Source organism: [Clostridium] aminophilum DSM 10710, from assembly GCF_000711825.1.
GTDB lineage: Bacteria > Bacillota > Clostridia > Lachnospirales > Lachnospiraceae > Clostridium_R > Clostridium_R aminophilum.
This window is the reverse complement of record NZ_JONJ01000011.1, coordinates 87,866-108,074: the sequence shown is the minus strand read 5'-3', so window position 1 is coordinate 108,074 and position 20,209 is coordinate 87,866. Positions and strand designations below refer to the sequence as shown.

The following is a 20,209-nucleotide window of genomic DNA, read 5'->3' as shown; positions in this document are numbered from 1 at the left end:
CACCGCAACTCACAGATGCATCACTCCGGCTGATTTTTCAGGCATCCCGCGCATCCGGCGCATCGGCCGCCCGCACATCCGCCATTTGGCATTGTCTGATCGTAGTAGATGAAATTGTCCACCGTCGAAAGAAGCGCTACCGCCTGTGCGGAAATGCCCTCGCCCCGCCCGGTAAATCCGAGATGCTCTTCCGTCGTCGCCTTCACGCTGACCTGATCGACATCCAGCCCGAGCGCATCGGCGATATTCTGCGCCATCTTCGGCCGGTAATCCGCGAGTTTCGGCTTCTGTGCAATGATCGTCGAATCAATGTTCTCAATGATATAATTGTGCTCTTCCAGAATCTTTCCGACTTCCCGCAGAAGCATCATGCTGTCCGCGCCCTCATACCTCGGATCGGTATCCGGAAAATGCTGTCCGATGTCACCGAGCGCCGCCGCGCCGAGAAGCGCATCCATGATGGCATGGAGCAGAACGTCCGCGTCGGAGTGGCCGAGAAGCCCCTTTTCATACGGGATTTTCACCCCTCCGAGAATCAGTTCCCGTCCCTCCGTCAGTTTGTGTACATCGTAACCCTGTCCTATCCTCATCTGTTTCTTTCTTACCTTTCCCCAATAAAAATCAGATAATCATCCGAATCTTTCCCTTTACACAGGAAACCTGAATATCCGTCATCGCGTTTCCGCTGCTCTCGCCGTCCGCATGGACAAGAAACGGAATCTCGGTGTGAATCTTCGCCTCCTTGCAGGAATACGTCCGGAGTCCGCGGATCTTCCTTCGTCCGCCCGCCGCGCACCGCATCGCATTCATCAGTTCCGTCCGGCTGCTGTTCGAATAAACGCAGATCGAGAGTTCCCCGTTTCCACGTCCCGCATCCCGTCCGATCTTCATACCGCCGCATTCATACGGAAGAAGCATGGCGCTCACAAAAAAAATGTTGTTGAACTCCACTCGCCGCTCTCCGTTGAGGACAATATATCCTTTGCTCGGAATCGCCGACCGGCAGCTGTGATACCGCGCAAAAAAACGGGAAAGCCGGTCCAGCCGCAGTTTTCCGAAGAGAATTTTCAGCATCATGGAATCTTCCCGGTGGCAGATATCCGCATCGAGTCCGATCCCGCTGCTGACGATAAAACGCCGGTGGCAGGCTTCTCCGTCCGATCCGTCCACTGTCATAATGCCGTAATCAAGGTTGCGGTACTTCTTCGCCCGCAGAATTCTGCGGATGCGGGAATTCACGCTCCGCGACAGGCGAAGACTCCGGGCAAGATCATTGCCCACTCCCACGGGAACATAGCCAACGGTGACCGGTGCATCCGTGTCCATCCCGTTCAGGACTTCACTGAATGTCCCGTCTCCGCCGACAATGACCATCACATGTTCGTCTGCTGTTTCCGTCTCTTCTGTGGATTCTTCTTCCGACGTGCTTTCATATTGTTTGCGGAGGGATTCCGTGATCGCCGCAGCGTACTCTCCCGCCTGCTCCGGTCCCTCCGTCAGATATGCCTCATATTCGATGTGCTTTCGGGCGATGATACGCTCGATTGTCTGCCAGACTTTCAAGCCTCTTCCGCTTCCTGAATTGGGATTGACGATAAAATAGTACATCTCCGCCTCCGTCAACAAGCGATTTCCGATACCGGCCGTTCCAGACTCTGCCGATACCCGTGATCGTTTTTCGTCTTCTCGATTAGTAATCAGTATAGCATATCGCCTGTGACGAATGGATAAAAAAAATATAAACAATGGCGCCCCTGCGGAAGTCCCGTCTCTGTCCGACGAACGGTCCGCGCGGCGGCGCCATAAAGCAGCTTTTTTCTTATGTTTCCTCTGATGTTTTTCTGATGTTTTTTCTTATGCTTTTTTCTGATGTTTTTACGCTTTTCCGGCGCTGTTTCCTGCGTTTTTCCGGTGCTGTTTCCTGCGCCTTTTCCGGTGCTTTTACGCCATTTCTTATACCAGACGGAAACCGAGCACACTTGCGGTCATCATGATCACACCGGCGAGAAGAACTCCCAGCATAACCGCCGCAACGGTCTCCCGAAACTTCATATCCAGAATGCTGGCCGCCAGTGTCCCGGTCCATGCCCCGGTTCCCGGGAGCGGAATTCCGACAAAAAGGAGAAGCGCAAGAAAGGTTCCGCGTCCAGCCTTCGCCGTCAGCTTTTTTCCCGCCTTTTCTCCACGGTCCAGAATCCACTCAAACATATTCCCGACGACCGGCCAGTTTTTCCCGGCCACCAGAACTTTTCTGGCGAACAGATGGATAAACGGAACCGGAAGCATATTGCCCACGATACAGATCAGATATGACGGGATGAGCGGAAGCCCGAGATACTGAGAAAACGGGATTGCGCCTCGCAGTTCAACCATCGGAACCATAGAAACCAGAAATATCTTTAAAAAATCCATCTTTTCACCTCACGGCAAGCCAGTCGCACGGCTTCCGCCCAATCACACTCACGCTCCGTGTTCTTTCGGCCGACAGCCCACGAAAGATGCTTCGCGCACGTTAAACGTTTCGCAGCCGCCGGCGGGCCTGTTACTTCAACGAGACGAAACACGTTTCGCGGTTTTCGAACGTTTCGCGGCAATCGCCAGGGCCTCGTGCAACCACAGGCTTTGGCTCGCCGCTTGCGTAAAAAACTCCGGAAACATCGCTGCTTCCGGAGTCGGTTATCATAGCGAGAGGGGGACTTGAACCCTCGACACCGCGGGTATGAACCGCGTGCTCTAGCCAGCTGAGCTACCTCGCCATATTAAGAAAAAATCATCGGTTCAGACGATCAGGTCTGAACCGATTGGATGGGGCGTATAGGGCTCGAACCTATGACCCCCTGCTTGTAAGGCAGATGCTCTCCCAGCTGAGCTAACACCCCACATCCTTTTGTGTCGCTCACGCGACTTCATCATAATAGCAGACCTGGGGTGATATGTCAACATTATTTTTCGATTTTTTCGAATTGTTTTTAAAACTCCCTTGAAGACACGAATTCGGGCAGAAAGAACGCGGAACGCGGCGGTCGCCGCCGGCCAGCGCTGCTGCCCCCAGAATGCCCTCTTCCGCTCAGCAGCGCGCATCCCCGCAGAGCAGTTTTGTTGCACAGGAATTCCGAAGAAATTTCCTGTGCAACAAAAAAACCGGAAGCATCTCTGCTTCCGGAATCGATCATAGCGAGAGGGGGACTTGAACCCTCGACACCACGGGTATGAACCGTGTGCTCTAGCCAGCTGAGCTACCTCGCCATATTTAAGATTCGGTTCAGGCTTTCACCTGAACCGATCGGATGGGGCGTATAGGGCTCGAACCTATGACCCCCTGCTTGTAAGGCAGATGCTCTCCCAGCTGAGCTAACACCCCACATCCTTGCTGTCGCTCACGCGACTTTGATAGTCTACCAAATCATGTTTCATTTGTCAACGATTTATTCTGAATTTTTTATTTTTTTTATTTTCCCTTCACATTATTCCATCCACAATTTACCGTTCAACATTTTCACGTTTCCTGCCGTGTGCTTCCCACAATTCCGCTCTGGTATAAGTATTTTTTCATGTTATACTCTATTTGTGGATTATTCCATCTATTCACACTGTATTTTCTGCACATTTCGGTCTGTTTTCGCCCAATCCGAACGGGTAAGGAACACCGCCTCTTTGGATTTCGCGGACACGGTCCGAATCCATCAAACAGAGGAGGCGTCTTATGCTGCACGAAGTCAATTTCCCGTCATTCAATGAAAGAGATACCGTATACGGATGGATCTACGTCCCGGCTGCCGAGCCCAAGGGCATTGTACAGCTGATCCATGGTTTCGGGGAACACTCCCGCCGGTATCTTCATATGATTTCAACGTTTGTCGAAGAAGGTTATATCGTGGCCGCCGACGATCACGTCGGTCATGGAAAGACCGCGCTGGAAAACAACACCTGGGGTGACTGGGGTGACAAAGGATTCCATACGATGATGGAGGATGAACACCGGCTCCATGACCTGACGGTCAAAATGTACCCGGATCTGCCGTATTTCCTCTTCGGTCACAGCATGGGATCGTTCATCGTCCGCGATTACATCACAAAATACGGCGATGAGCTTGCAGGTGTAACCATCTGCGGAACCCTCGGCGTATGGCCGGATCTGAAAGAGAATCTGGGCTATCTTCAGAAACTGATGGATGAAGGAAAAGGGAAAGAAGCGGATCCGCTGGTTCCGGCAAAAATGATGGGCTGGATGTTCCGCCGATGCCCGGAAGGCGCCTCCATCGGCAATGAATGGATCTGCGCGGATCCGTTCGTTCAGAAGGATCACGCCGCCGACCCGTTTGACGCATTCAGCAGACCGTGTCTGAATCAGTCCTTCTATTACTTCGGTCAGATGATGGAATATATCACCGGCGAAGAATGGGCAAAGAAGGTTCCGGCCGGGCTTCCGATCTACAATATCGCGGGGGATCAGGATCCGGTCGGTCAGTTCGGAACCGGCGTCATGCAGACGACCAACTGGCTGATCGATACTGGACACGATGTGGAAACCATGCTCTATCCGGGCTATCGCCATGAGATTCACAATTACCGGGATCTCAAAGAGATCGTGGAAGACGGAATTCTGGATTTCATGGACGAGCATCTGACCAAAGAAGAAGAGTGAACTTGATAAAATCTAAATTTCAGTTTTGCCATAACAGGAAGGATAAGTCATGGATATCAATATACTGTTGGGTTTTCAGGAATTCCGGAACGGAGTCGGTTCCTGTCTGACCGCCTTTATGACCAAGATGAGTTACATCGGAGAAATGAACACGGTCCTGATTTTCACCGCCCTGATCTACTGGTGCGTCAGCAAAAACTTCGGCACCTATCTTCTGATGGGCTGGAGCGGCAACCGGATCGTCAACGGCCTTTTAAAGGTGAGCGCCTGCGTATACCGTCCCTGGATCCGGGATCCGCGGATTATTCCCGACAGCGATGCCCTCGCGTCGGCGACCGGTTATTCATTTCCCAGCGGACACAGCATGAATGCCGCCTCTCTCTTCGGAGGAGGCGCGATCCGCCGGGAACTCCCCCGACTTCTTCGGGTTGTCCTTGGATTGATTGCCGTACTCATCGCGTTAAGCCGGAATTTCCTCGGCGTACACACCCCGCAGGATATTCTGGTCGGTCTGGCGGCAGGCGTTCTTGTCATGTGGCTGACGGCAAAGCTTCTTGCATGGATCAATCGGCATCCGGAAAAAGATATCGCGGTGATGTGTGCCGGTATCGGTATCTCCGTCGCAGTTGCCGCATACGCGGCTCTAAAATCTTATCCGGTTGATTATGACGCAGCGGGAAAACTGCTGGTGGACGGTGCCAAAATGGCCAACGACACCTTCAAGGGTGTCGGCTGGTGCATCGGCTTCCTGCTCGGCTGGGTGTTGGAAAGACGATATGTCGGTTTTTCAACCGATATCCCGATGATGACGCGGATGACCAGACTCACGGCAGGACTTCTCGGATATTATGCCGTCAGCCTGATCCTGCTGCCGTTGTTCAAAAGCGGGATTCCGGGAGCAGGCGGAACACTCCTGACCTGCTTCGTCCAGATGTTCTATGTAACCTTCCTCGTTCCGTTCTGTATAAAACATCTGGAACACAAGCCGGCGGCATAATGCTTCGTTTGCCGGATAACGCCGGACCACAGCCGGACGGCGCAGTGTTCGTTTGCCGGATAACGCCGGACCACAGCCGGACGGCGCAGTGTTCGTTTGCCGGATAACGCCGGACCACAGCCGGACGGCGTAGCGCACCGTTTTCTGTGTGATCTGACACACCGCAAAAGCCCCGGGCCATCCGGCCCGGGGCTCTCGCTCGTGATCACAGATTCAAAGTTCATCCGAACTCCGTCACAATCCTCACAATTCTCATTTCTCACGCTTCGGCTCTCATGGATCTCTTTATGTCTCAATCACCGTATAACTATCACGCTTCTTTTTGGATTCATATAACGCCTTGTCGGCAATTCCGATCAGATTATATACCATATCGATTCCAAATGCTCCGCCGAAACTCATCGAGATTCTGGTTTCCGGCCCATTATCAAACGTGATCTTCTTCACTTCAGACAGCAGATACGAGAGTTTCGCCTCCAGATCTTTCCTGGTGATATCAAAAAATACCATCATGAACTCGTCGCCGCCGTAGCGGAGAACGACATCTTCTTTCCGTACCGACCGGGAAAGAAGCTCTGCAACCTTTTGGATGACTTCGTCGCCGCGCTGATGGCCGGCCGTGTCATTGATCTGTTTGAACAGGTCGATATCAGCCATAACCACGGCATGACACGGTTTACCGATCACTTTCTCATCCAGGAATCTCCGGTTCCGCACTCGGAACAGGGAGTCGAAATAAATCTCCGCCTCGAAATCGGAAATCTTCTTCTGCTGGGCGAGTTTCTGCAGTTTTACGTCCGTGGTATCGAGACAGCCGTATACGATATGTGTGATCTTGCCCTCTTCATCCCGGTCGCCGACCATAAAAATTCCCTCAAACCAGCGGTGAGCGCTCTCACTGTAAAACTCCATACTGGTTGAACCGTTCTCCTCGATGGCTGAAAGAATCATTTTCAGGTTCAGCCACTCATGCATGCTCTTTCGGAAATGCTCCGCCACGGTTGTGTCAATATTGTTTCTGAGAAACTGAAAGGCATCCGGATCCTTCGGAGCCATCTCCACATATTCATTGGTGCTGATCACACGGTAACTCATATCCCGTACATCGATAAACAGGGAAAAATTGAACACTTTACCGATCGCCTCAATGATCTTTATATGTTCCTTCAGTTCCTGCTGCGCGGTGATATCCCGATAGCAGCCCATATAGATCTCCAGCGATCCGTCATCCGGACGCCGAATGAAACGACCGGCTCCGGTAATCCAAATAATGGTGCCGTCTTTTTTCAGCATCCGATAGGTGGCGTGCGTAATCTCCGGAAGCTCCCGGTGAACATGAATGGAATCCCAGAAAAGCTTCACGATCGCATCTCTTTCCTCCGGGACAAGCGTCTTCACCCAACTGTCAAATTCATCGGGAAGATCCTCCACCCCGTCATACCCCAGCATCTTCCGGGTTTCATCATTGAACTCAAAGCTGAGCAGATTCTCGTCCCGGTCAAAGGTGCAGAAAAACATCCCCGCTTTCAATCCCTTGGCAAACATTTCCTCCCGAAACCGGGCAATACGGTATTTGCTGTTTGCCTCTGCAATTCTGCGGTTGCATTCTCTAAGAAGATCATGCTGATTTTCCGGATAGGCGGACAGATCAAATAACGGAGACGCATCCTCAACGTCAATCGGCAGCTCCGTTTCAAACTTCCCCACTCCATTTTCAAGACTTTCTGCTACTGTTTTGCTGTACATATCTGCTCCTGCTTTTTGGAAAATGCTGCTTTCCGGATTTTCCGAAGCCGCACTGCGCCCGATCATCCGCCTTCTGTTCTCAAAAAATACCGGCGTGCTTCTCTCCATCCACTGCCAATTGCCGTTTCATGCCATAAAATGCAATTTAATTTTTGTATACTTCCATAATATTGTAACAGTTTTCAGGTTAAAATGTTATAATTTCTTTTTCTTTCCTTATCCTTATGATGTTACCTTCCATATTTTTGTCCTCCAGGCTCAAGCAGACAAGCTTGCTTGTCTATTTGAGCCGTCAATCAAAGTTTGAAAGTTTACTTTCAAACTTTATCATTTCCGCCAATTGTCTGTTTTATTCTATTTTTTCACAGGCTGGAATCGACATCCACCTTGTCGATCATGACATTCAGGATCTCGTGATCCGTTCCCTTCATGCCGACTTTTCCGACATATCCCATATTCTTAATCGTCTGCTCGACGTCTTCTTCCACCAGGCCCTCTCCGGCCTCAAACTGACGGCCGCCCATACTCATGTAATGGCCGAGGAGCGCCGCATGAACCGACGCCGCGATCTTTGCCGCACAGCTGGGCTTTGCGCCATCACAGACAATACCGCCGACATTGCACAGCGCATTCGTGATCGTCTTGCCGATGTGGGAATAATCACCGCCGGACATATAGGTAACCGCCGCGCCGGCACCGCAGGCCGCGCTGACCGCGCCGCAGAATGCGCTGAGCGCACCGATATAATGCTTGATATAGATGGATACCAGATTGCTGACCAGAAGAGAACGCAGCATCTTGTCGTGGGATACGTGCCACTCCTTCGCATAGACCACCACCGGCATGGTCACGGTGATTCCCTGGTTTCCGCTTCCGGAGTTGATCACAACCGGCAGAGGACATCCGCTCATCCGCGCATCCGACCCGGCTGCCGCCATGGCGCAGGCGAGTTCTTTGACATTTCCGCCCCAATGTTCCACGATCGTTTTTCCGACGCCGGCTCCCCAGGCATTGTCGAGTCCCTCCTGTGCAATCGCGCTGTTAAATGCAATCTGCCGCTCCAGCACCTCTCTCACATCGTCCAGATCAACGGTATCCGCATACTCGAGCAGATCCATCAGCGTCATTTTCCGGCGCTCATTGTCCTCCTTCTCTTCCTTCGCCTGATCCAGACTGTGGGACGCCTCGCCTTCCTGACAGTTTCCGCAGTCTTTTCCGTCCCGCTTCATGACCGCAAGATTGGTATGGCGTTTGCTGATGACAACCTCGGATGTATGATGCTCACCGGTGAGAAGAATCTGGATATAGAGGTTCGGAACATTTTCCACCAGAGAGACGTCGCAGATATGTTTTTTGACAATCTCTGCCGTCTTCGCCCGCTCAGCGTCCGTCACCTTCGCGATCACCTCCAGTGCCTTCTCCGGATCGCCGCCTACGATACCGAGCAGCGCCGCTGCGTCGATTCCCTTGAGCCCCCCGGAATTCGGCACCGTCACGCCCTTCACGTTCTTGATCATGTTGCCGGAGCAGTTGACTTCCACGCGAACCGGATCCTCCCCCAGGATCTTCCGCGCAACCGCCGCTGCATAAGCGATCGCAATCGGCTCGGTGCAGCCCATCGCCGGAATCAGCTCCTCCTTCAGAATCTGTGTATAGTTCTCCATCAATTCTCTCGATAATGCCATTGTACAGCTCCCTTCTTCCAGAAAACGTCTGATATTATCAGTAGTATTATTACTGATAATATCACTGTTTCTCCCCAAATACAATGTACTCCGGCTTCATTATTTTCAGGAAAGGATGACACTCTTTCGGTCCGGGATTATCCTTCAGGAAACCACCACCGGCTCCACTCTCTTCAGCATCCCACTCCTTGCCCGCGCTTCCGTATCATCCCTCTCATCATAACCGTCATACGGCGCATTCGGATCATGCGGTTTCTGCTTTTTCAGCCCGTTGCACACAAGATCGGTATGCGCAAAGACAAAATCCGGATCGTCCGACCATCCGGTGTGTCCGGTGATCACCTTTGGAAAAATGTCTCTTCCGCGGAGATTTCGCTCCAGTGCCGCAAGGGACTGTACCGACAGACGATTGTCTTCGGCAAGACCTCCGATAAAACTGTAACCGCCGTCCGGTCCAAACCAGATCGTATCTCCGGTAAACAGATACCGGTCATCGATCAGATAGACCATGTGTCCCCAGGTGTGTCCCGGAACCAGGATCGCCTCCACCCGGATGTCTCCAATATAAAATATCTCGCCGTCTTTTAAGAGCCTCCGCTCATTATCGCTCACCACCATCGGGAGCTTATAAAGGCCAAAGCATACCTTCCGGCGCACCTCTCCCGTCAGATATCTGTTTTCTGTTTCACTGAGATAGACTTTTGCCCTGCGAAAGAGTCCGTCACTGTCGCGCTCCACGGCACCGACGTGATCGGTATCCTGATGCGTCAGCAGAATATGCTGAATGGAGGCCGGATCCACATCGACCCATTTCAATTTTTCCGCCAGCCGTTCATAATTGTATCCGGCATCGATCATGACGGTCGTTCCGTTCTTCGAATAAAAGAAAATATTCGCGATCCATTCCCGGACACAGGACACATGCTCGTCGATTCTTCCGGTGTTCAACGGCTTAAAGATCTCTTTCCCCCGATATCCCCATGACATGACTACGCGCTGAAAATTAGATGCTCTTCTGGACATCGCTCATTCCTCCCACAAACAGATCATTTTTTGATCAGTCAAAATTAGTTAGCTCTAACCACCTGTTATAGTCTCCTTTTGTCCGGAATGCAAGAGAGACAAAGGCCATCTTTCCGCCTGCGCATAAGCGCCAGGGAATATCCCGGGAAACCTTCCTGAATTGTCCTCATTTCCTGCCGATACATCGCATTATTTTCCGAAGAATGTTTTTTTTACGAAGACAGTTCATGTTATACTTAAAATAACCAAAACTGAATATTATTTCCCTTTTCTTCCGTTGAATTCTGCGGTTATTGTTCCTTTGGGCGTATCATAGACAACTGTGCTTTCGGACATCCGGATATTGTTTTTATGGTTTTAAAAAAATATCGTATAAAGGAGGATCTTATGAGAAAACGTTCGATGAAGTATCTGAGTCTTACCGTAGTGTTTTCCCTGCTTATCACCGCCTGCGGCGGTTCCGGCAACAATGCATCAAAACCAGACAGTGCAGAGAATACCGGCGCTTCCGGGAGCATTGCCGACCGGCAGGCGGAACCGGAACCCGCTGAGACCGTCACAGTCTCCTCTGAGAACCTTACCGCAGACAGCAAAACAGGGGTGAAACTGGAATTATCTCCTCTTCTGTTCGATTATCCGGAAGACGAGGTGGATGTCAGCATCCGGCCCGCCGGCACGGAGACCGCGGAAAACGGAGACTGGCAGGCAACGACGTATGAAATCAATATCGGGGATACGCACGATCTGGACACCTGGATCGACATCCGCATCCCCTATGACGGAAAATTCTGCGATCCGGGGGAAGACCCTGCGAAATGTGTCGGAGCCAAATATTTCAATGAATCGACAGGCAAATGGGAGGATGTGCTCTTTGACGTGGACGCGGAAGCCGGAGAAGTCGTCATCCACACGGATCATCTGTCCAAATACGGCTGCTTCGAAGTGAAAAATGCGGGGCTTCGCAAAGCCTATATCTCGTCCATCGATTCCGAAGGGCTCTATGAGTCACTCTACGGAGGCCATCTGGATGAATCTGCTGCGGCGCTTGCGGAATATGCGGCAAACGGCGCGTCCAGTGAGAAATGTTTCAAACTCGGCGAAGTCGCCATGACCGACTTCTTCACGGATATCAACAACTCTTTCGCGAAGGTAAATGACGCCGGCACAGCCATGCAGCTCTCCGACCTTTTCTTCTTCACGGAAAAATATGCAAAACTCAACGAGGGCTTCTGGGATAAGATGGGAAATGTCGGCTTTGCCTTCAGCGCAGTCAACCTTGGAATTGAAATCCTCAAAGATGAAAAAACCCGCGATGACATCCTCACGATCTACAAGGATGCCGGCATGTTTGCCCTCAGCGCCGGCGCGAATACCGCTCTCGGCATCAGTCTGGTGGGCGTCAGCATGATCGACCGGTCTATCACGGAATTTGCGCAGGCCGCGCAGGGATACAAGGTCGAGCGAATCAACAACCTGTATCTCTATTACAATGATAAATTCCCCGGCGGCAGGGACTACGGGACCAGCCACGTGGCCAGAAAAACCAAAGAATGGCGGGATATTGTCGCCAAAGCGGTCGCTGACTCTGAGGGAGACGAAAAACAGTTCAAACAATACCTCGAGGATGAGATCGATTCCTATGCCCGCAAGTTCTTTAAAGAGAGCGATAACGTCGTATGGCAGCTGCAGACCGACTTTGCGGAACACTTCTCCGGAGGCCGCGTCGGAACGATCACAAAAGATCAGGAGGAAGTGCTCGTCAAGCAGTACAAGGAGCGTATGTACCAGCGTCTGTCCAGCGCCATCCTGAAAGAGATGCAGAAGGATTACCAGCGCAGGACGGAACAGCTCCTTCTGAACAGCATGAACGAAGTGAAAGCGGAACTGAACCGTACGATCACTTTTGACATTCACGAAAACATGGAAAATAAGGCCGATCCGTCCTTCCGTGACTATCGGATCCGCTTTGCAGAACTCAGCCCTGCGGCGAAATCAGAGAAAGCCGTCAAGAGCTGGACCGGAAAACTGAGCGCGGACGGTTCCATCAAGACCGAAGCAACGGTGATCGGCTATATTATGGCAGGTCTGCCCGATCGTCTGAATGTCTATGAGCCGAACGCCGATATCGACAACGACGAACCAGTCACAAGCGCAATGTTCCGTTTCGACTATCCGACGACGGAAATAGTCATCGACGATAAGGATACCTTTGCCGGCAAATGGTACATCGTCGGCAAAAGCGGTGAACCGACCGCCTTTGGTTTTCAGATTGACCAGACCGGAGCCAACTCCTACAACCTGGTTGCCTTTGGAAAAGGGGCGAACGGCAAGTCCTACCCCGGCACCGTTTCCGAGAAAAGCAGCAGTGTGCTGATCATCGACGCGCCGACCAACAAAGGCCCCATCACCATCACACTTACCGACAGCACTCACATGACCATGAGCGGCATCAACGTAATCAGCAATGATAAAGTTGTGTCCGGAGGAATCTCGTGGGATTGCGTCCTGGGCGACTGAGGTGTGCCTGAGAGGGGACTGAGCGAAACTGAGATAGAATCTTTCCATAATGCAGCAAATCCCGCCCATTCCGGAATAATCCGGGCCGGGCGGGATTTGTTGTTCAGACATCGTTTTCATCCAGCGAACATTACGCGCTTAGTATTCTGTTTTCGAAATCTGTCTTTCGTAATCAGTTTTTACGCCGTCGCATTGGCATTGATCGAGTCAATCACTTTCCGGATGGATCCCCATACCGACAGATCCGTAAAGATATCCACCACGCTTCCGCGATCGGTAAACGGAGAATCCTGAAGGACCGACAGATCGGTCATCATTCCATTATGGACAATGTACTCGACAATCTGATTCACAAAATAAATCTGCCGGCTGTCCATTTTCGCTCCGTCCAAAAACGCTGAAAATGCTTCCTTCGCCGCATTCATGTCAAGACCGACGATACTGCGGACAAACTCTCCGAGCGGCTTCTGGCCGTACTCTCTTTCATAATCTTCCTTCGTTCCAATCTCATTCCACAGAATCGCTTCCAGTGATTCGATATCCATATGTGTCAGCGGCTTATTGGTACGGAGCTTCACGATGACGAGATTGTCCTGGTGCTGGCGAATGTAAAACTCTGCGGCCGCTCGATAATCCTTCAGCTCGTCATTTTCCAGTTCCGATTCATTCCACTGTGTATCCAGAATATCATCCGTAAAATCCGTGTCGTACCGCATTTTATGCTTTGGCATGTACTTCATCAGATTCCGGAGTTTATCGCGGATAAACTCAAAGTCATCCACTCCCGCCCGATCCACATAGTCGGTCTGAAGAATCCGGTTGATGAGGTCTTTCTGCTCCGAAATCTCCGGTATATTGGCAACAGATGCAATGCCGGCAACCTTGCTCAAAAGGTCCGTCTTCAGCCGGCCAAAGTTCTTACCGGCCAGCTTCGCCAGTTCCAGCCCATAGATCAGCGCATCAAACCGGACTGCCGATGCCTCATCGCTGTCCGGCTGGATCAGCGGCGCGACCTCCGTCTTCACCAGAATCGTGTCCTCAAAGGAAAGTGCCTGATAATTCTCTTCCGATGAGAACTGATCTACATACCGGATGTGCTGTCTGACAGCAAAATTTTCCCGTTCCAGTTCCCGGACCTTGCCCGCCATATGTTCTACCAGCTGCTTTCGATAGGCGATCAGGCGGTCCACCTGATACTGAATATCCTGCAATTTAAAGGCAATCTGGAACTCCAGATGAAAGATCGCCCCCTGCAGAGGCAGGATGTTCGACGTCGGGCGTCCCTTCTCCATCCGGAAGAATTCAAAGTTTCCGCAGAAATCAAAAATATAGAATTTCGACTTATCCTCGCCATCCATGAGACCGGGGCAAAGTCTCGTTCCGCGTCCGATCATCTGCCAAAACTTTGCCTTACTCATCACCTTCTTGAAAAACACAAGATTCAGCACTTCCGGAACGTCGATACCGGTATCCAGCATATCCACCGAAATCGCGATCTGCGGGAGTTTATCGGCTTCAGAGAACTCATCGATGGCACTCTGGGCATAAGTCATATAGTTATCAATGACCTTCGCATAGGGCTGACCATTTGCGCCCTTCGCCAGATTTGGATATTCCTTGTTGAAGACTTCGAGGATCTTCTCCGCATGAGAGTGGTTTTTGGCAAAAATAATCGTCTTTCCGATCTTCTCGCCGTAATGCACCTTTAATCCGTCACGCATGACGATATGAAGGACCTGGCGAATGGTGTCATCATTGAAAAGCCAGGTATTGAGAGCGGAGGAACTGATTTTCTCCGGCATTTCCCCGTTTTCATCTTCAAAGGTGTCCTCGTAGGCGGCCTTCTCTTCTTCCGAGAGTTCCGCGTAGGTGATTCCCTGCTCGATGAATTTCAGCTTCGTCTCCACCGACATATAATCCACCAGATACCCGTCCTTTACCGCCTGAGCGAGATCATAGCCATAGGTCGGAACGCCGTTTTCCAGTTCAAAAATGGAATAAGTATTCTTATCGATCTCATCTTTCGGCGTTGCCGTCAGTCCGACTAACGGCGCGTCAAAGTAGGTAAAGATATCCTTGTACTTGTTATAGATCGAGCGGTGGGCCTCATCACAGATGACAAGGTCGAAATGTCCGCAGGTAAAGAGTTTCCCCTTTTCATCCTTGAGCGTATCAATACATCCGATCATCGTCTGATAGGTAGAAAAAATACAGTGGGAGTTCACCCGCTCCTTATCCTCACAGAGATTCGTGCAGGACAGGTCTTGCAGAAGATTGGTGAAATTCCGTTTCGCCTGTGTCACAAGAGAATTCCGGTCCGCGAGGAACAGAATATTCTTCACCCATCCGGCTTCCAGAAGGACCTTGCAGAGTGCGATCACGGTTCTGGTCTTTCCCGACCCTGTCGCCATGACAAGAAGCGCTTTGCGGCGATTTTTCTCGTCAAAGCTGTCACAGACCGCCTTGATAGCGCCTTCCTGATAATAGCGCCCGGCGATCTTCTTATCGACTGTCACATGTTTCAGACTGGTCCTCATCCGCTGCAGATTGAAAAGTTTTTCCAGATCCCGTTTGGAATAAATGCCGGCGACTTTCCGTTCCGGATACTGATTATCGATGATCCTCGTATCGAATCCATTGGTGAGAAATGTCACCGGTCGCCGCCCGTACTGCTTTTCCAGAATATCCGCGTAATGCTTCGCCTGCTGCCGTCCTTTTCCCGGATCAAAGCAGGTTTTCTTTGCCTCGATCACCGCCAGCGGCTTATGGGAATCGTCATAGAGAACGTAATCCGCATATCCCACTTCCGATTTATTCGGCATTCCCGGAAGTTCGACTTCATTGAGCCAGTCTTTTCCTTCGGTCCATCCGGCATCAATAAGAAGGGAGTCGATATAGATTTTTCTCGTCTTGTATTCTGAGAGATCGATGGGTTTGGAAACGTACGTCTCCTGTTTTTCCTGACGGCGCTCGGATAATTCTTTCTTCAGCGCCTCATTTTCTTCCCGGAGTTTTTGTAAATCCAGCTCTTTTCTGGCCGAGTTCTCAATCTCTTTTTGAAGCTCATTCTGTACTGCTTCCGCTCTTTCCCGGTTCTCCTTCATGCTTCGGATTCTTTCCCGAATGAGTCCCCGGTCATAGCTCCGTTCTTCGTAGACATCCGCATAGCAGTAAGCAATGAAATCGAGATAGATAAAGAGGTTCTCCAGACAGAGCATCGCCTCATCACGGCCCAGTTTCTTTCTGCTGTGCGCCACATTGTTTCCGCAGCGCCGGATGAAATCCATCCGGTTCCACAGGTCCGGTCCGATGATCTGACGATAGTCTTCCGCATCCATCAGCGTTTTGAGATTATCCTGATACGGCATCTCCAGTCCATCATCCACGGAATACATCCATTTCAGGGCAAACTCCATCGCGCGGCGGCAATTGATAATACTTGCCTCCGGGTCCATGAGAACGATCCTTTCCGCCGAGATCGCTACATCAGAAAAACTGTTAAATTTTGGTTCTTTCTTCAGATAATCAAAATTTGTTTTCATAATAATAGTCGCCTCTCTCTTATGTTCATACTAACATTGCGGCTTAAAATCGTCAAACAGGTCGGTATTCTGATTTCTTGTTGTTTTACTTTTAAATGTCGGATAGTTTTAGTTAAAAGCGGAATTGAATCAGCATAATTCATGTTATACTGATTACAACAGACACCCGGATCATCATTCTTCAGGCTTTCACAAAGATATCATTTGTAACCAAGGAGGCTCTTATGAGAAAACGTTTGAAGAAGTATCTTAGTCTTACCATTGTATTATCCATAATCATTTCCGTCTGCAGCTGTTCCGGCTCGTCGGCTACAGCGACCACGGCTGTTCCTGCCACAACAGAGTCCCAGGCAGCCGCAGAGGCAGCTTCCACATCAGCCGAGGGCGAGACGCAGGCAACCGAAGAGTCCATCAGCAAATGGGAACCAAAACTCAGTGCTGAAGACAAAGCGATCGTTGAAAAACTCGGTACGCTGACGCACCACACAAAAGTCACGGAAGACAGTCTGAACTGGTCCTTCGACGCCGCTTCCGGCACCCTGACCGTCACCGGACAGGGGCCGATGAAAGACTACAGTAAGGACGATCCCTCTCCGGCGAAGGATTATGTAGATTCCGTAACCCGGATCGTTGTGGGCGACGGCATCACCACGATCGGTGCCTATGCTTTTTACAACATGATGTGGTGTGAGAACGCGCGGCTTCCGGACAGTGTGGAATATATCGGCGACTACGCCTTTATGAATGACTCCTCTCTGGAAGAGATGCCATTCCCAAAGGGCCTTCGTGAGATCGGAGACTACGCATTTGGTGAAGTAAAACTTCACAAGGCACTGGTGATCCCGGAAGGGATCGAGATCATCGGCAAGCACGCGTTCAACTCCAACGACTTCTACGACAACATCAGCATCCCGGCGTCTGCCTACTATATCGCGGAAACCGCCTTCTATAACAGCCTCTCTTTGCATGATTTCACCATTGCAGAGGGCAACCCGAATTATACGGCGAAGGACGGCGTCCTGTTCAGCAAAGACCTGTCGGTGCTGTTCTGCTATCCGATCTACAAAGAGGAAAAACATTACGATATTCCACAGACCGTGACACGAATCGCAGAAGGCGCATTTGAACAGAACTATTTCCTTAAGACCATCCACATCCCGGCATCCGTGTCGGAAGTCGGTGACCGCCTTTTCCTGGAGTTCCCCTTTATGGAGGAATACACCGTGGACGAAAACTGTCCGGTTCTGAAATCCGTGGACGGCGTCCTGTATTCCAAAGATATGAAGATGCTTTATGATTATCCGCGCAAAAAGGAAGCCGAGGAATACACCGTTCCCGCCAGTGTGGAAACCATCGACCGGTACTGCTTCGACTTCTGTGATAAGACGAAAAAACTGTATATCCCCGGAACCGTGAAAAAAGTGGATCGATGTGCGTTCGGTTTCACCAACGGAGAGATCTATCTCGCAAAGGATTTTGTCAACGCGGAGATCGGGGACTCGATCCTTTACTCTATTACTACAGAATCCCGAATGGACTTCTCCGAAGACTACGTGTACACTCCACCGGAGAAGCGGGAACCGGAAGCAAATCCCGTGGTCTACCTGTGGACACATCATGACAAGATGACCGTCTATTATGAGGGATCGCAGGAGGATTGGGACGCCTTTATCGAGAAAGGTTCGCGCAATCTCGGCGACACAGAAGTGATCTGCAACACGCCCTTTCCCGGAAAATAAAAAGATTAACGAATAGCGACTATGAAAAGCCCCAAGAGCGGCAACTCTTGGGGCTTTTTCATCTATGTTGCCACCCCTAGACAGGCACAGGAAGGGGGTGCAGTTTTGGATATACTCATTTCGTTTCTAATCTCTGTTTTGGCAAGTGTAACAGCCTATTACATTTGCAAATGGTTCGACAGAGATGAAGATGGCAATGAGCCTAAGGATTAAGCCACCTTGACCATAACGGAATAGAAAAAGCTAGGAGCTGCAACTCCTAGCTTTTTCGCAGTCTTGGACATACTATTTACGTTTCTTTGCCTAACCCAATTATAACAATAATTGTAAAATAGTCAAACCTCATTTTCGTAGAAGAACTCACTGCATTTCTTCCACAACGTTTGCACATATCTTACAGCCATAATTGGCTTATTTCAAACGCTCAGTGTTTTCCTGTTGCAGAAATTCCGCCAAAACCTTGTAGTCAAGATACTGGATATCATTGGCACCGTCGTAGATCAGATTGGACAGTCTTCTGGTATAATAGATTTCCATCGCCTTTTCGAGTGAAATACTATTTTTCTCTGCGAAGTATGAAATCAATCTGTCAAATAGTGTCTGTGTTTCTTCCAGAGACTTCTGGACGGCAACTTTGAAGTTGCTGCTATAGATCAACCACATATTCGGCGAGCGCAAGTGCTATGTCAAAATGTCCCGGATCATGTTGCGTGTGTTCGATTTGCCCTTTCTTTTTTCTGTCAGTCCATTCTGGTGCATCCAGCAGATCTCCGCTTGTAAAGAACATGTACACTTCCAGCCCGCGGAAATCACAGACTGCCTGAACAGCAGAACCTTCCATTTCAACCGAAATGCAGCCGTCCGCCTTGTGCTTTTCAAAGTTATTGACGGTTTCCCGATAGAAAGCGTCTGTAGTCCAGGTTTTACCCAAAACATATGGGATCCGGTTTTCTTCCATAAAAGCTTTTACGATATCATGGTTTTTGATCCGGATATAGTCAGATGCAAGCGCATAATGATAGGAGGTTCCTTCATCTCTGTAGGCTTCTGTCGGAATCATGACCTTGCCTCTGGCAATTTCCTTGTCAAGGCATCCTGCTCCGCCATAGTGGATGATCTTTTTCGTATTCAGGACAGTTGACAATTCTTCAATCGGGCAGATACAGGCAGGCGCTCCTACCCAGGTTCTGAAAAACCCGATTTTCTTCCCGTGGTGCCTGAGCAGATATACCGAAGTTGCTCCGCACGCCAATGCGTATTCTCCGACTTTCTCGCAGTCATAGTGAGCAATCACATATTTTTCAATTTCCTCAGAAAATGTGTAAATGACCGCATCAACCTGAATGGCATTCTCGTTTTTCTTTATATTGATCTTGGCAGGGGATTTATCATCAAACGAATCTGTAATCATCGGCTTCTCCTTTCTCCGTTATCTGCTGTATTTCAGGAATATGTCACTTGCCATATACTGCTATACCATCTCGCCAAATCCCGATTTGATTAGTCATTTAACTTCCAATATAAGATGTATTCTAACATAATTCTTTACAAAAGCAACGGGATTACGTAGAGTCAAAACAAGCTGAACAATGGATTTGCCATTATCCAGCTTGTTAATTATCTTAGGATATCTCATTTACAGAAAAACTTTCACACGCTCCTGTGTACCAACATCCTTCAGCCATAATCGTCTTATTTCAAAAGTTCTGTGCTTTCCCTCTGCAGATATTCTGCTAAAACTTTGTAGTCAAGATACTGAATATCATTGACACCGTCGTAAATCAGGTTGGAAAGTCTGCTTTTATAATAGATTTCCATCGCCTTTTCGAGCGAGAGACCGTTTTTTTCGCGAAGTATGCAATCAATCTTTCTTCCAGATTTTCCTGATATACCTGTTCCAAAACCTTTTCATCCATGCTCACACCTCATAATAGGAGTCAAATGTCAACAACTGATCAATTGCCTTCTGCGTGATAAACGCAATCTTGACGGTTGTTACATAAAATCCCATACCGAAGTCAAGCGGACGAAATGAATGATTCACATCCGGATTCTGCACAACATCAATGCTTCCATGGTATACGATCATATCCGTATTCCTCTGTTCTTCAAATAATCAGTGATGTCCTGAACGATAAAGTCCGTCCCCTGTGTATGGAGAATCTCGTAATGTTCCACTAAAAGGCTGTTTATACAATCTCCGCTGCTCAGGAGGCTATATACTTCCGACGGTCTCTTTCCCCATTTATTGCACAGGCATGAAGCATATATACCACAAAAGAAAATGATTCTTCGTTCATACGAAGTCTTCTCCG

The 20,209-nt window shown here is 49.9% G+C and carries 15 protein-coding genes and 4 tRNA genes; 4 read left to right on the top strand and 15 right to left on the bottom strand.

The window, feature by feature from the left end; all coding sequences use genetic code 11:
• Positions 1-20: 20 nt before the first annotated feature.
• The 7 genes from ispF to BR86_RS0109240 all read right to left on the bottom strand — a co-directional run bounded on the left by ispF (position 21) and on the right by BR86_RS0109240 (position 3,361).
• Positions 21-590: a 2-C-methyl-D-erythritol 2,4-cyclodiphosphate synthase gene (gene ispF, locus BR86_RS0109280; RefSeq protein WP_031473288.1), complete on the bottom strand. Its 570-nt coding sequence runs from the start codon at positions 588-590 to the stop codon at positions 21-23.
• Positions 591-621: 31 nt separating this feature from the next.
• Positions 622-1,608, bottom strand: coding sequence for a diacylglycerol/lipid kinase family protein (locus BR86_RS0109275; protein WP_031473286.1), 987 nt, complete (start codon positions 1,606-1,608; stop codon positions 622-624).
• A gap of 345 nt (positions 1,609-1,953) precedes the next feature.
• On the bottom strand, positions 1,954-2,412 hold the full coding sequence (locus BR86_RS0109265) for a COG2426 family protein (RefSeq protein WP_031473282.1): 459 nt from the start codon (positions 2,410-2,412) through the stop codon (positions 1,954-1,956).
• A 270-nt stretch (positions 2,413-2,682) separates the two neighbouring features.
• A tRNA-Met gene (locus BR86_RS0109260) sits at positions 2,683-2,756 on the bottom strand.
• A gap of 50 nt (positions 2,757-2,806) precedes the next feature.
• Positions 2,807-2,879 (bottom strand) — tRNA-Val (locus BR86_RS0109255).
• Between the two features lie 293 nt (positions 2,880-3,172).
• Positions 3,173-3,246 (bottom strand) — tRNA-Met (locus BR86_RS0109245).
• 42 nt (positions 3,247-3,288) lie between these two features.
• Positions 3,289-3,361: transfer RNA gene (locus BR86_RS0109240), tRNA-Val, on the bottom strand.
• Between the two features lie 342 nt (positions 3,362-3,703).
• Between BR86_RS0109240 and BR86_RS0109235 the strand changes: the two genes are divergently transcribed.
• Both BR86_RS0109235 and BR86_RS15240 read left to right on the top strand, forming a co-directional pair.
• The gene (locus BR86_RS0109235) at positions 3,704-4,645 is read left to right on the top strand and encodes an alpha/beta fold hydrolase (protein WP_031473278.1); all 942 of its coding nucleotides are present in this window, start codon (positions 3,704-3,706) and stop codon (positions 4,643-4,645) included.
• 49 nt (positions 4,646-4,694) lie between these two features.
• Positions 4,695-5,642, top strand: a complete 948-nt coding sequence (locus tag BR86_RS15240) for a phosphatase PAP2 family protein (RefSeq protein ID WP_051684713.1) — start codon at positions 4,695-4,697, stop codon at positions 5,640-5,642.
• Between the two features lie 285 nt (positions 5,643-5,927).
• Here BR86_RS15240 and BR86_RS0109225 read toward each other — a convergent pair whose 3' ends face one another.
• The 3 genes from BR86_RS0109225 to BR86_RS0109215 form a co-directional block, all read right to left on the bottom strand.
• Positions 5,928-7,388, bottom strand: a complete 1,461-nt coding sequence (locus BR86_RS0109225) for a sensor domain-containing diguanylate cyclase (RefSeq protein WP_161767307.1) — start codon at positions 7,386-7,388, stop codon at positions 5,928-5,930.
• Between the two features lie 362 nt (positions 7,389-7,750).
• On the bottom strand, positions 7,751-9,073 hold the full coding sequence (locus tag BR86_RS0109220; RefSeq protein ID WP_031473272.1) for an L-cysteine desulfidase family protein: 1,323 nt from the start codon (positions 9,071-9,073) through the stop codon (positions 7,751-7,753).
• A gap of 144 nt (positions 9,074-9,217) precedes the next feature.
• Positions 9,218-10,096 (bottom strand): MBL fold metallo-hydrolase, encoded by an 879-nt coding sequence (locus BR86_RS0109215; RefSeq protein ID WP_031473270.1) that lies wholly within the window; start codon positions 10,094-10,096, stop codon positions 9,218-9,220.
• A gap of 387 nt (positions 10,097-10,483) precedes the next feature.
• Here BR86_RS0109215 and BR86_RS0109210 point away from each other — a divergent pair, with 387 nt between their 5' ends.
• Positions 10,484-12,613 (top strand): hypothetical protein, encoded by a 2,130-nt coding sequence (locus tag BR86_RS0109210; protein WP_031473268.1) that lies wholly within the window; start codon positions 10,484-10,486, stop codon positions 12,611-12,613.
• 179 nt (positions 12,614-12,792) lie between these two features.
• Here BR86_RS0109210 and BR86_RS0109205 read toward each other — a convergent pair whose 3' ends face one another.
• Positions 12,793-16,155 carry a DEAD/DEAH box helicase family protein gene (locus BR86_RS0109205; RefSeq protein WP_031473266.1) on the bottom strand — a complete coding sequence of 1,121 codons (3,363 nt, stop codon included), beginning with the start codon at positions 16,153-16,155 and terminating at the stop codon, positions 12,793-12,795.
• Between the two features lie 224 nt (positions 16,156-16,379).
• On the opposite strand from BR86_RS0109205, the gene BR86_RS0109200 reads away from it, so the two are divergent.
• Positions 16,380-17,894, top strand: coding sequence for a leucine-rich repeat domain-containing protein (locus BR86_RS0109200; protein WP_031473264.1), 1,515 nt, complete (start codon positions 16,380-16,382; stop codon positions 17,892-17,894).
• 411 nt (positions 17,895-18,305) lie between these two features.
• Here the strand turns inward: BR86_RS0109200 and BR86_RS16440 are convergent, their stop codons facing one another.
• The 4 genes from BR86_RS16440 to BR86_RS16600 form a co-directional block, all read right to left on the bottom strand.
• Entirely contained in the window at positions 18,306-18,431 is a 126-nt protein-coding gene (locus BR86_RS16440; RefSeq protein WP_278245603.1) for a hypothetical protein, read from the bottom strand.
• A 109-nt stretch (positions 18,432-18,540) separates the two neighbouring features.
• On the bottom strand, positions 18,541-19,305 hold the full coding sequence (locus BR86_RS0109185) for a nucleoside phosphorylase (RefSeq protein ID WP_051684712.1): 765 nt from the start codon (positions 19,303-19,305) through the stop codon (positions 18,541-18,543).
• A 507-nt stretch (positions 19,306-19,812) separates the two neighbouring features.
• Positions 19,813-19,983, bottom strand: coding sequence for a DUF3990 domain-containing protein (locus BR86_RS15690; protein WP_081844209.1), 171 nt, complete (start codon positions 19,981-19,983; stop codon positions 19,813-19,815).
• Positions 19,980-20,087, bottom strand: a complete 108-nt coding sequence (locus BR86_RS16600) for a DUF3791 domain-containing protein (RefSeq protein WP_465244938.1) — start codon at positions 20,085-20,087, stop codon at positions 19,980-19,982. The genes BR86_RS15690 and BR86_RS16600 overlap by 4 nt, the downstream gene beginning before the upstream one ends.
• Positions 20,088-20,209 lie beyond the last annotated feature (122 nt).

What these genes read in the sequence shown, in the direction of transcription:
- BR86_RS0109205 (WP_031473266.1), bottom strand. Translation starts at nt 16,155, where the DNA reads ATGAAAACAAATTTTGATTATCTGAAGAAAGAACCAAAATTTAACAGT.
- BR86_RS0109235 (WP_031473278.1), top strand. Translation starts at nt 3,704, where the DNA reads ATGCTGCACGAAGTCAATTTCCCGTCATTCAATGAAAGAGATACCGTA.
- BR86_RS0109265 (WP_031473282.1), bottom strand. Translation starts at nt 2,412, where the DNA reads ATGGATTTTTTAAAGATATTTCTGGTTTCTATGGTTCCGATGGTTGAA.
- BR86_RS0109210 (WP_031473268.1), top strand. Translation starts at nt 10,484, where the DNA reads ATGAGAAAACGTTCGATGAAGTATCTGAGTCTTACCGTAGTGTTTTCC.
- BR86_RS16440 (WP_278245603.1), bottom strand. Translation starts at nt 18,431, where the DNA reads ATGGAAATCTATTATACCAGAAGACTGTCCAATCTGATCTACGACGGT.
- BR86_RS0109220 (WP_031473272.1), bottom strand. Translation starts at nt 9,073, where the DNA reads ATGGCATTATCGAGAGAATTGATGGAGAACTATACACAGATTCTGAAG.
- BR86_RS0109225 (WP_161767307.1), bottom strand. Translation starts at nt 7,388, where the DNA reads ATGTACAGCAAAACAGTAGCAGAAAGTCTTGAAAATGGAGTGGGGAAG.
- ispF (WP_031473288.1), bottom strand. Translation starts at nt 590, where the DNA reads ATGAGGATAGGACAGGGTTACGATGTACACAAACTGACGGAGGGACGG.
- BR86_RS15690 (WP_081844209.1), bottom strand. Translation starts at nt 19,983, where the DNA reads ATGATCGTATACCATGGAAGCATTGATGTTGTGCAGAATCCGGATGTG.
- BR86_RS0109215 (WP_031473270.1), bottom strand. Translation starts at nt 10,096, where the DNA reads ATGTCCAGAAGAGCATCTAATTTTCAGCGCGTAGTCATGTCATGGGGA.
- BR86_RS15240 (WP_051684713.1), top strand. Translation starts at nt 4,695, where the DNA reads ATGGATATCAATATACTGTTGGGTTTTCAGGAATTCCGGAACGGAGTC.
- BR86_RS0109200 (WP_031473264.1), top strand. Translation starts at nt 16,380, where the DNA reads ATGAGAAAACGTTTGAAGAAGTATCTTAGTCTTACCATTGTATTATCC.
- BR86_RS0109275 (WP_031473286.1), bottom strand. Translation starts at nt 1,608, where the DNA reads ATGTACTATTTTATCGTCAATCCCAATTCAGGAAGCGGAAGAGGCTTG.
- BR86_RS0109185 (WP_051684712.1), bottom strand. Translation starts at nt 19,305, where the DNA reads ATGATTACAGATTCGTTTGATGATAAATCCCCTGCCAAGATCAATATA.